Origin of the sequence: Bartonella grahamii ATCC 700132 (assembly GCF_000518085.1) — a bacterium.
Taxonomy (GTDB): Bacteria; Pseudomonadota; Alphaproteobacteria; order Rhizobiales; family Rhizobiaceae; genus Bartonella; species Bartonella grahamii.
Genome location: NZ_JACX01000001.1, coordinates 118565 through 130730, shown reverse-complemented (window position 1 = coordinate 130730; position 12166 = coordinate 118565). Strand labels below are relative to the sequence as shown.

The following is a 12166-nucleotide window of genomic DNA, read 5'->3' as shown; positions in this document are numbered from 1 at the left end:
GCCTTTTACTTTGGATAAAAGATTTATTTAGCGAGGGGAAGCATAATAATAAAACGTGCACCAGTTTTACACTTCCCAAGTGTAGAATCAATAATATTTTCGGCTGTAATTGTCCCATTATGAGCTTCGATGATTTGCCGACTAATAGAAAGTCCAAGTCCAGAGTTTTGTCCAAAAGCATCTTCGTTTGGTCGATCTGTATAAAAACGCTCAAAAATGCGTTCAATATTTTCTGAACGAATACCTGGGCCATTATCTTCAATGGTTAAAATAAGGGTTGAAGCATGACTTTTCATAGTAATGCAAATTTTGCCACGATTACGAGGAATAAAAGAACGTGCATTTTCAAGAAGATTTGAAATCACTTGCCCTAAACGGAGTTCATGTCCCAATACAAGATAGGCTTTTCCATGAGGACGTGGGACAATATTAAGGCTTATATCAATGGTTTGCGTATTACGATACACTTCCTGAACAGCATGAACAAGACTTTCCAAAAGCGGTGTCATATCAACAATCTCTGCGGTTTCTCGTGCAAGCTCTGCATCGAGCCGCGATGCATCAGAAATATCTGTAATCAACCGATCAAGACGGCGCACATCATGTTGAATAATTTCAAGCAATTTCTCTTGTGCTTCTTCATTTTTAGCCAGAGGGAGCGTTTCAACAGCACTGCGTAGAGAGGTGAGAGGATTTTTTAATTCGTGGCTTACATCAGCAGCAAAGCGTTCAATGGTTTCAATACGCATATAAAGGGCATTAGTCATATCACGAATAGAGGTTGAAAGGTGACCAATTTCATCTTCACGCATTGAAAAATCAGGAATTTCTACACGCTGATTATTGCCATTACGCACTCGATTAGCCGAGGCAGATAATTTACTTAATGGATGGGCAATCGTATGGGCCAAAAAGAGAGAAAGAACCAAAAGTACGCTGCCTACAACGGCAAAAACTTTAAAGATAACCAGTCTTTCACCTTTTACAATGTTATCAATATCAGAACCAGTGGTTGAAAGAAGAAGAGCTCCAACCACTGCGCGATAGCGTTGCACAGGAACGGCAACAGAAACAATTAATTGACCTTGTCTGTTGCGTCTTTTAGCCGTAGCAAGAGATCCGTTTAATGCGCGGTACACTTCTGGATAAGCAATACCACTGGTTTTTGTTTGTTCTCTGTCAAGAGCAATACCTTTGCCATAAAATGTGCTTGAATACCATGAAGTAAGGCGATCCCACATGCTTTGTTCTGTTTTAAGTGGGGGTAAATCATAACTAAAAACTTCTCCACTAGAATAAAGAACGCGCGAATCAAGAAGGAGAGTAGCATCACGATCATAGATACGTGCTCTTGTCGTTTTAGGTGTGATGAGACGCCGTAAAAGAGGGGCAACTTGCTCAGGGTTAATAGGGAAATCCCAAGAATCGGTTGATTGAGGGGCGGGTGTAACGCTTTCACCAGTCTGTAACTCTAAGAGTTTTTGGGGATCAATGAGGATAGAATTTGTATCTACTGTTGCGGAAGCAGCAATAGCCCCAGCAATAATTTTTCCTTGGGTACATAAACTTTTAATTTTTGCTTCAATTAAACCATCGCGAAATTGGTTAAGGTATAAAATGCCTGTAACTAAAATGGCAAGGGCAGCAATGTTTAATATAACAATGCGACGTGTGAGGCTGGAAAAAAGCAATTGTCTAAAGAGACGTTGTGTTCGGAGATGCAAACGGGCAAACATAAGAAATGGCGTTGAGGATGTACCATTAACGGTTGTTTTTTGTAAAGTTTCCAGTTGAGAATTGTCTGTCATCGATTTGATTGCCGTTCAAATTTTTGCGACAAAGTAGTTTTATACCTCGTGGAAACGATAACCTACACCATAAAGTGTTTCAATCATTGCAAAATCATCATCCACTTGTTTAAACTTTTTACGCAGACGTTTAATGTGACTATCAATGGTGCGATCATCTACGTAGACTTGATCACTATAGGCAGCATCCATTAAAGCATCACGACTTTTTACAACTCCTGGTCTTTGTGCTAAGGTTTGCAGAATCAAAAACTCCGTAACGGTTAAAATAACAGGTTTATCTTTCCATGTACAGGTGTGGCGTTCTTGATCCATCACAAGATCTCCACGTTTGAGAGAAGAGGTGGAAGAAGTTCCTGTAGAAAGTGGTTGGTTACGTGCATTAGAACGGCGCAAAATAGCTTGCACGCGTTCAATGAGAAGACGTTGGGAGAAAGGTTTAGTAATAAAATCATCAGCTCCCATTTTGAGACCAAATAATTCATCAATTTCATCATCTTTAGAGGTAAGAAAAATAACTGGAAGATCAGATTTTTGACGTAAACGACGCAAGAGTTCCATCCCATCCATTCGGGGCATTTTAATATCAAAAATAGCTAAGTGTGGAGGGTGAAGAGTGAGACCCTTGAGTGCAGATGCTCCATCTGTATAGCTTTCAACTCGATAGCCTTCTGTCTCAAGCGCAAAAGATAAAGACGTCAAAATATTGCGATCATCATCAACAAGTACAATCGTTTGTGTGATTGTTGGTGTATCTTTCATGGTTTCTTAGACCTTTCTATTGCTGTGGTAGCAAATTACCCACACTTATTTATATGGGAGTTCATATTTTTTTTGCAAAACAAATATGATACAAATTGTAGCAAAGTAAAAAACCTTTTGTCATTACTGTAAAATCTTGTTTTGCTTTCATAATTTATAATGTTTCTACGTCTATTAAGATCCCTTCGTTTGAGAGAAAATTTTCATAAAGGCTTTTTTTATCAAGGTTTATTACCAAGTTGATTATTGTATTTGTCCCATAATTGAACAGGTATAGTTTTGATTGTTGAAGTTTAGAAAATCTGCCTATGTGTTTTAAGAGCAAAGAAAAGAATGTGGCAATATATGCACAAAAATTTGTTTCTGCTACACGAAAGGAGGTTGTAATGGGATTTTTTAATTTTATTAAAACTGTAGGGGAAAAGTTAGGTATTGGGGACCATGAACCAAAAGAAAAAGATTTTAAGACAGCATTTGATCATTTTCAACTCGGTACAGAAAAAGTAAATATTCAAGTTGAAGACGGTAAAGCTATTTTAAGTGGTGAAGTTCCAGACAGGGAAACACTTGAAAAAGCACTGCTGGTTGTTGGCAATTCACAAGGTATCTCTTCTGTAGATGTTGATCAATTAAAGGTTATAGATACAACGCCCAGAAAACCTTCTCGCTTTTATGAGGTTAAATCTGGTGATAATCTTTGGAAAATTGCTGAAGAGGTTTATGGAAAAGGGCAAGGTAATAAAAACACGTTTATTTTTGAAGCCAATAAGCCAATGCTAAAATCTCCCGATAAAATTTATCCTGGACAAGTTTTACGTATTCCTGAAATTGACCATAGTTAATTCATCAAAGGGGAGAATTTTTTACTGATGGCATTAAACAAAAAATAAAGAAGCGTACAAAAATTTCACGCTTCTTCATTTTAAGAGTGTGTATTATAAAAAAGGAGCTTAGTGGCTAGGAGAGGATTTAGAAGGTGATGGTGCTTTCATAGCGTTTACAGAGAAATCAACATCAATCGTTCCTGCTTTCTCAAATGTCAATTTTGCGCTAATTTTATCACCTAACTTGAATGGTTGTGAAAGCCCCATAAACATAATATGATCACCGCCAGGCTTAAGCGTGATTTCGCCATTTCCCGGAATTTCAATGCCATTGTGCATTTTTTCCATTTTCATAATATCATTAACGACAGCCATGGAGTGTATCTCTGTTTTTTTTACTCCGTTTGTGGAAATAGAAACCAAACGGTCTGGGGTATTACTGTGATTAATAATGTAGAGATAACCGCTACCAACTCTTATACCTCTAGGTGTTTCGCGTGTCCAAGGATTGAGAATTTCTATGTCGCCAAGTTGATATTGCTGAGCACCTGCAGGCAGGGTTATACCAGCAAAGAGAAGAGCACACACGATATTTATGATAACCTTTTTGTATGGATATTGTGTATTTATTATATTCTTAAAGATAAGATTTGTTATTTTCTTAATAATAGATGTCATCATTGATTTACCCTCCTTCATAAGATTCACACTTTGAATAACTTTTTATTTTAGCAGAGCTTTTATTTAAAATAAAAGAAAGAAATGCTAAAATGAAATTGATTTGAATATGAGAATAAAAATCATAGAATTCTTTGATTTTAAAGGAAGACAATAAGGTTTACAATGACAACACACCTCTTAACGCTTCCGTGTTCATCTCATAATAGTGTTTGTAAATGGTATAAAATCTATGATGCACTACTATTTTACTTAATAAAGATATAACACAGAGAAATCATCAACTACTTTACCAATTTTTAATATTACGACAGCTCTTGGTATTTTAAAGCATTTATACAGAGGCATTTTTATATATTTTCAAGTTCAAAATTATACAGTTAAGAAAAAACGCTTTAGGTGAGTTTAAAACACATCTTTCAAATAGCAGTAAACAATGAGACCGTTAAAAGGAGAATTTTTGAAAGGAGATCGATAGATAATACCTCTACTGATATGAGTATTAGATATGATGACTATTTTAGTCCAAGGAAAATTTATAATATTCGTGATATAAATTATTCGCCTTTTAAAAAGTTTTTACGTGAGTATAATTTTATTAATGATGAGAAGATCAAGAGCGAGAGTGCAAGCACTCTTTTGTTTTTTTAATTTTTATAGAAAGATGTATTTACTGAGAATTGCAAGAAAAATATATTATGATCTCAAGTTTCTCATAAATATGGTATTTATGGGTCATTAAAGCGCCTATTTTAAAATAAATTTTTTATTTTGGAGATGTTTCTCTCATTATTCTCTTGTAGCAATAAAAGCCTGTTCTTATATACGAGGCAGCAAGGCTTATTGCGACTTGCAATTTTTTATTATTTTATGTTGCTTGAAGCAATGTATGGGCTTTGAGTGTTATGAGGAGCTGTCTTAAAAAGATGCTTTATGAAGGTTGAGGTAGCTTGCTGAATGGAGATTATAATATGGCAAAAGTAATTGGTATTGATTTGGGGACAACGAACTCTTGTGTGGCTGTTATGGATGGCAAAAACGCAAAGGTTATCGAGAACTCAGAAGGAGCACGAACAACACCTTCCGTTGTTGCCTTTACTGATGGGGGAGAGCGGCTTGTTGGACAGCCTGCTAAACGGCAGGCGGTAACAAATCCCGAAGGGACAGTTTTTGCAGTTAAACGTTTGATAGGGCGTCGTTTTGATGATCCTATGGTTGAAAAAGATAAAGCACTTGTGCCTTATAAAATTGTTAAAGGTGACAATGGTGATGCATGGGTTGAAGAAGCGGGTAAGAAATATTCTCCATCGCAAATTTCAGCTATGATTTTGCAAAAGATGAAGGAAACAGCAGAATCTTATCTGGGTGAAAAAGTTGAACAAGCGGTTATTACTGTTCCTGCTTATTTTAATGATGCGCAACGTCAAGCGACTAAAGATGCGGGTAAAATTGCTGGACTTGAAGTTTTACGGATTATTAATGAGCCCACTGCTGCTGCTTTAGCTTATGGTTTGGACAAAAAAGACGGAAAAACAATTGCTGTTTACGACCTTGGTGGTGGTACATTTGATATTTCAGTACTTGAAATTGGAGATGGCGTTTTTGAAGTTAAATCAACCAATGGAGATACGTTTTTAGGGGGTGAAGACTTTGATATGCGCTTGGTCGGTTATTTTGCCGATGAGTTTAAGAAAGAGCAAGGAATTGATCTGAAAAATGATAAATTAGCTTTACAGCGCTTAAAAGAAGCGGCAGAAAAAGCAAAAATTGAGCTTTCTTCGTCACAGCAAACAGAAATCAATTTACCATTTATCACGGCAGATCAATCAGGTCCCAAGCACTTAACAATGAAATTGACTCGGGCAAAATTTGAATCTCTGGTTGACGATTTAGTGCAGCGCACCATCGAGCCTTGTAAAGCTGCGTTAAAAGATGCTGGATTAAAGGCCGGTGAGATTGACGAAGTTGTTTTAGTGGGTGGTATGACACGTATGCCCAAGATTCAGCAAGTCGTGCAAAGCTTCTTTGGTAAGGATCCACACAAAGGCGTTAATCCTGATGAAGTTGTTGCAATGGGTGCTGCCATTCAAGGAGGTGTATTGCAAGGCGATGTCAAAGACGTTTTGCTTCTAGATGTAACACCTTTATCCTTGGGGATCGAAACCTTGGGTGGTGTTTTCACACGTCTCATTGAGCGTAATACCACTATCCCAACAAAAAAATCTCAAGTTTTTTCAACAGCTGATGATAACCAGAGTGCTGTGACTATTCGTGTTTTCCAAGGTGAACGGGAAATGGCGAGCGATAATAAGTTATTGGCTCAATTTGATCTTGTTGGTATTCCTCCAGCACCACGTGGTATACCTCAAATTGAAGTTACTTTTGATATTGATGCGAATGGTATTGTTAATGTTTCGGCCAAAGATAAGGGAACTGGTAAAGAGCATCAAATTCGTATTCAGGCATCAGGTGGTTTAAGTGATGCTGATATTGAAAAAATGGTACAGGATGCGGAAGAGCATGCAGCTGAGGATAAAAAACGCCGTGAAGGTGTTGAAGCTAGAAATCAAGCGGAAGCTCTTATTCATTCAACTGAAAAGTCACTCAATGAATATGGCGATAAAGTATCAGCTGAAGAAAAAGGACAGATTGAAACAGCAATATCTGATTTGAAATCTGCGCTTGAAGGCAGTGATACTGAAGAAGTAACAACAAAGATGCAAAAATTAGCTGAAGTCAGTATGAAGCTTGGACAGGCTATGTATGAAGCTTCACAAGCAGCGGGCGCTGACACTGAAACAGAAGCAAAGAATGATGATGTTGTTGATGCTGATTTTGAAGAAGTTAATGATAAGAAGAAATAGTGTCAGCATGTGTGTTGATTAATTTATAAACCCGGCCTTTGAAATATAAGGCTGGGCTTTATTATTTGAGTGAGTTGCAACTTTGTTGCTAAAAATATAAATTAAAAGCAATCTTATCCATAAGATGGATGACAGAGAAATTATCAGGAATACATGATGAAGGTTGACTATTATGAAATTCTTGGCGTGACTCGTGAATGTGATGATAAAAAGTTGAAATCTGCTTTTCGTAAGTTGGCAATGCAATATCATCCTGATCGCAACGCCGGGGATAAAGAGGCAGAGCGAAAATTCAAAGAAATTGGCGAAGCCTACGAAGTCCTCAAAGATCCCCAAAAGCGTGCTGCTTATGATCGATTTGGTCATGCGGCTTTTGAAAATAGCGGTAGTCAAGGAGGAGCAAATCCCTTTGGAGGTTTTGCTGCTGGTGGTGGATTTGCTGATATTTTTGAAGATTTTTTTGGCGAAATTATGGGAGGTGCGCACCGTAAGCGTGGTGATGGTCGCGAACGTGGTGCAGATCTGAGTTATAATATGGAAATAACCTTAGAAGAGGTATTTTCAGGAAAAACTGCAGAAATTACTATTCCCAGTTCCGTTACGTGCGATGTTTGTGAAGGATCAGGAGCGAGAAAGGGTTCTAAGCCGCAAGTTTGTGGAACATGTCATGGATCTGGTCGTGTGCGTGCTGCACAAGGTTTCTTTTCTATTGAGCGAACATGTCCTTCATGTCATGGACGTGGTGAAACTATTACGGATCCATGCCCAAAATGTCAGGGGACACGACGCATAGAGAAAAAACGTTCATTGAGCGTGAATGTTCCAGCTGGTATTGAAGATGGAACGCGTATTCGCCTTTCTGGTGAGGGTGATGCTGGTATTCGTGGTGGCCCCAATGGTGATCTTTATATTTTCCTTTCCGTTAAACCGCATGAGTTTTTTCAGCGAGAAGGAGCAGATCTTCACTGTCGCGTTCCTATTTCAATGGTAACAGCTGCTTTAGGAGGAGAGTTTGAAGTTTCCGATCTTGATGGTGTTAAAGCGCGTGTTAAAATCCCAGAAGGGACACAAAATGGACGTCAATTCCGCCTTAAGGGTAAGGGTATGCCTATGTTGCGTCGGCAGCAAGCAAGGGGTGACCTTTACATCCATATCACGATTGAGACACCACAAAAATTAACGCAAGAACAACGTGAACTATTGCAAAAATTTGAAAAACTTTCAAATCATGAGAATTCACCGCAATCACATGGCTTTTTTTCACGTATGAAAGAATTTTTTGAAAATATTTCTGGTTAAATATGTGAATGTTCTCAGAATAGATTAGAAAAAACTTTTGGAAGGTTATTTTAATTAAGCTTTCTATAGTCTTATCATCTGTGAAAAGCATTTTTTTCTTGAAAAGAAAAGAGAGAAACGATTAATTTAGGGTAAGTGCCTGCCGCTGATAGTTTTTTACATTTCACGAGTTTTATGGATAAGTCTTATTTTTGAGTATCTATGATATTTTAAAAAGGGCTTATCCATACAAGAAGAACGCAATTGAGTGACTAATTTCCAGTGTAATGATAACTGCCTTTATGCATTCAGCATTTTTCGTATTTATTGTTTTACTCAAAATGCCTTTTTAAAAGCCCTATACTAAAACTGTCAAATAGGTAGTAGCCTATCAAGAAGTAGCTAAATAAGCTGTTAGACAATCCATCTTTTTCAAATAAAATATCAATTCCTCATAACCAATTTTATTTTTGGCATTTTTGATAGTCTTAAAAATTGCTTGGATAAGGTTACAGTGCTAAGTCAATCTACTTCTTATCTTGGTGATCTGTTAATTTTATTATTATAAGAAAATTTTGTTTTTATCTTACAAAATCAATGGTTGTATATATTCTTATTCATTGTTAAGTATCCATAAGCGTAAACTAACGAGTCGAATGTACGGCATAGCTTTAAAATTTTTTCAGAACTTTGCTTTTCAATTTTATACATAAAATCATAAAATAATAACGTTTTGTACGCCTGTTTTGTTTAATTTTTCGCTGTCAGTTTTTTGAGGAAGTTGTTTTCTTGTTTCATTTCGTTATTACTTTTCCTAAATTCCACTAAGAGATGGTAAAAAGTGATGAGGAGGCTCTATTAATGGATGATGCTAAAAACGGTGCTGTAGATGTTTTAGAAAAACAAGCAGCATTTCTATCGTCTGCTTTACCATATATGCAAAAATACGAAAATGAAACGGTTGTGGTAAAATATGGCGGTCATGCTATGGGTGATCCTGCCTTGGGGCGAGCATTTGCGCGTGATATTGCTCTATTAAAGCAATCGGGGATTAACCCTGTTGTTGTTCATGGTGGAGGACCTCAAATTGCTGAAATTTTGATGAAAATGGGGATTGAATCACGATTTGAAAACGGTTTACGGGTAACCGACGAGCGGATCGTTGAAGTCGTTGAAATGGTTTTGGCCGGTTCCATAAACAAAGAAATTGTCGCTCTCATCAATGCAGAGGGTGAATGGGCAATAGGATTATGTGGTAAGGACGGCAATATGGTTTTTGCCGAAAAGGCTTATAAAACTGTCATTGATCCTGATTCGAATATTGAACGTGTTTTAGATTTGGGATTTGTTGGTGAGCCTATTGAAGTTGATCGCACATTGCTGGATCTTTTAGCATGTTCTGAAATGATACCAGTTCTTGCTCCTGTGGCTCCAGGACGCGATGGAAAAACCTATAATATTAATGCTGATATTTTTGCTGGGGCTATTGCTGGTGCATTAGAAGCTAAACGCCTTTTATTTCTCACTGATGTTCCTGGTGTTTTGGATAAACAGGGCCAGCTTTTAAAAGAATTGACAGTTTCTGAAGCAGAGAAACTTATCAAAAATGGAACAATTTCAGGAGGCATGATTCCAAAAGTAGAGACTTGTATAAAAGCCCTTCAAAATGGTGTGGAAGGTGTTGTCATTTTAAATGGTAAAACTCCTCATTCTGTTTTACTAGAACTGTTTACCGAACAGGGAGTTGGAACGCTTATTGTTTCATAAATTGTGCGGAAAATTGGAGGAGAAAGCCTTTCATGACAAATATAAAACAGCTTAAATATCCTTTATTAAGTAAGCCAGAATTGGCAATATTTGCTGCAACAATATTGTGGGGTATTACATTTTTAGTCATTCATATTGCGGTACGCTATAGTGGTCCCCTGTTTTTTGTTGGATTTCGTTTTATTATTGCATCTCTTATATGTGGAGCAATTTTTTGGCGCTCTATAAAAGGTATAACGGTTTATGAAGTTTTCGCTGGAATGGCGATTGGTTTAGCCATGTTTTTAGGTTATGCTTTTCAAGCAGCTGGACTTCAAACGATTATTAGTAGTCAGTCGGCTTTTATTACAGCGCTTTATGTACCGATGGTTCCAATCTTGCAATGGATTGTTTTTAAAAAACCTCCCCGTTTTGCTTGTTGGGTTGGTATTGTTTTCGCTTTTATAGGGCTTGTTCTTGTTTCAGGACAAAAGCCGGGGAATTTTGATTTTTCAAAAGGCGAAATTTTGACTTTGTTAGGCGCTTTAGCGATTGCTGGAGAAGTCATACTCATCGGAATTTTTGCCAATAAGGTTGATAGTCGGCGTGTGACCATTATCCAGTTATTTTTTAGTGGTTTTTTTTCATTTTCTTGTATGCCTTTGATGGGTGAAAGCATTCCTGAATTTTCGTGGGTATGGTTTAGTATTGGCATCGGATTGGCATTAATGAGTGCCATCATTCAATTGGCTATGAATTGGGCACAAAAGTCTATTTCTCCTACACGTGCAACACTCATTTACGCAGGTGAACCGGTATGGGCTGGTATTGTTGGGCGTTTGGCTGGAGAGCATTTATCCCCGTTAGCATTATTAGGTGGCTTGCTTATTCTGATTGGGATCATTGTGGCTGAATTACAACCTTCACAATGGCGTAAAAAAAACAAAGCAATTGAAAAAATTGATTAGCTATGCACCTTTTCTATTATGATTTTATTACATGAGATTTTTGCTTGCAAAGTTTTCATTTTTGAGGCTTTTTTTAATATGGAGATAAAGGAGGCTTTATAAGCTATTCCAGCTTTTGTATAGTAAATTGGAGCAATAATATTTATCTGTCTTCTTAACTTCTGAAACGGGAAGTCAACCTTCATTGAGTCAAAGCATGAAGTGGTAAAGACAAAAAACAACTCTCATCTTTACTGTTATTGTTAAATTTAGCTTTACAATTTTCAAAAACATCCATGGTAATTTTTTTGAATAATAAAAATTACGCACCGTTGCACGTTATTCCTTTTGTTATTTCATGGGATCACGCTTTTCACGTAAAATAGAACGCCTAAAGCAGCCTCCCATAATGTTGTATATTAACGCGTTTTTTTAAAAGACAATTTTCTTAATATACATCATATTCATTGACGATCCGCGTGAAGTATAGAAAAACCACAGAGCATCATCGTTTTACTTAAATAAAAGGCACTAGCATTTTCTTTGTCAGTTCTCAATATTACGACAGCCTTTCGCATTTGAAAGAGAGAGAGGCATGTTTACTCATTTCTTAAACGTTTTTATCCATATACTAGCTCTGTTTTATAATGGGGAAGCAAAAAATTTGATTGATTCACTATGAAAAGATTTAAAATGAGAAAGGCTCGCGATATTCATGTTATTTTATATAAGATTGCTAAAAAAGCAGGTTATTGCGTATAAATAAAAAAGCATTTCTTGCGAATTTTATTGCAAGCTTAAGTGATATACACGCCCATCATATAAATATTATAACACATTGATTTATAATTATAATATAGAATTATTCACATTGAATTAGAACCCTGAATACCGTAAAACTTCCTCACTTCAAATCGTTTTCATATTAAATCAATCCAAGTCTACTTGCTGACACGTTACAAGCAGGTAGTCCATGTGGGTAAAAACTGTACAAGAAAGGCATATCTCTTATAAACTTTTTCAAGTGTAAAGGATTGTTGCAACATTGGAGACTGGCAAAATGTATGATGGTATCGGTTTATCCAGCATATAAGTCATAAAATAAGATGCGAAAGTATCATTTTAGCACCGTTGGATTTAATTTAGCAAATAAAAGCCTCATTTTTTAGGTTATGAAAAGTTGTGTTTTGAGAAGCTTTTTAGATTTATATTTTTTTGATAGAAGCCGGAGCATAATTGGTCTTTGCGTTTTGTATTAT

General features: G+C 36.7%; 8 protein-coding genes. 5 read left to right on the top strand and 3 right to left on the bottom strand.

The features are described 5' to 3' along the window. Positions 1–23: 23 nt before the first annotated feature. Positions 24–1808 carry a sensor histidine kinase gene (locus U736_RS0100505; protein WP_026500137.1) on the bottom strand — a complete coding sequence of 595 codons (1785 nt, stop codon included), beginning with the start codon at positions 1806–1808 and terminating at the stop codon, positions 24–26. Between the two features lie 39 nt (positions 1809–1847). Further along, positions 1848–2570, bottom strand: coding sequence for a response regulator transcription factor (locus U736_RS0100500; protein ID WP_026500136.1), 723 nt, complete (start codon positions 2568–2570; stop codon positions 1848–1850). Positions 2571–2956: 386 nt separating this feature from the next. Between U736_RS0100500 and lysM the strand changes: the two genes are divergently transcribed. After that, the gene (lysM, locus tag U736_RS0100495; protein ID WP_012754487.1) at positions 2957–3412 is read left to right on the top strand and encodes a peptidoglycan-binding protein LysM; all 456 of its coding nucleotides are present in this window, start codon (positions 2957–2959) and stop codon (positions 3410–3412) included. Between the two features lie 108 nt (positions 3413–3520). Here the strand turns inward: lysM and U736_RS0100490 are convergent, their stop codons facing one another. Then, the gene (locus U736_RS0100490; RefSeq protein WP_012754488.1) at positions 3521–4075 is read right to left on the bottom strand and encodes a copper chaperone PCu(A)C; all 555 of its coding nucleotides are present in this window, start codon (positions 4073–4075) and stop codon (positions 3521–3523) included. A gap of 968 nt (positions 4076–5043) precedes the next feature. Here U736_RS0100490 and dnaK point away from each other — a divergent pair. The 4 genes from dnaK to U736_RS0100465 all read left to right on the top strand — a co-directional run bounded on the left by dnaK (position 5044) and on the right by U736_RS0100465 (position 10928). Beyond that, positions 5044–6936 carry a molecular chaperone DnaK gene (gene dnaK, locus U736_RS0100480; protein ID WP_012754489.1) on the top strand — a complete coding sequence of 631 codons (1893 nt, stop codon included), beginning with the start codon at positions 5044–5046 and terminating at the stop codon, positions 6934–6936. Positions 6937–7092: 156 nt separating this feature from the next. After that, the gene (gene dnaJ / locus U736_RS0100475; RefSeq protein ID WP_012754490.1) at positions 7093–8235 is read left to right on the top strand and encodes a molecular chaperone DnaJ; all 1143 of its coding nucleotides are present in this window, start codon (positions 7093–7095) and stop codon (positions 8233–8235) included. An 840-nt stretch (positions 8236–9075) separates the two neighbouring features. After that, the gene (gene argB / locus U736_RS0100470) at positions 9076–9981 is read left to right on the top strand and encodes an acetylglutamate kinase (RefSeq protein WP_012754491.1); all 906 of its coding nucleotides are present in this window, start codon (positions 9076–9078) and stop codon (positions 9979–9981) included. 32 nt (positions 9982–10013) lie between these two features. Beyond that, the gene (locus U736_RS0100465; protein ID WP_012754492.1) at positions 10014–10928 is read left to right on the top strand and encodes a DMT family transporter; all 915 of its coding nucleotides are present in this window, start codon (positions 10014–10016) and stop codon (positions 10926–10928) included. The last annotated feature ends 1238 nt before the right edge of the window (positions 10929–12166 follow it).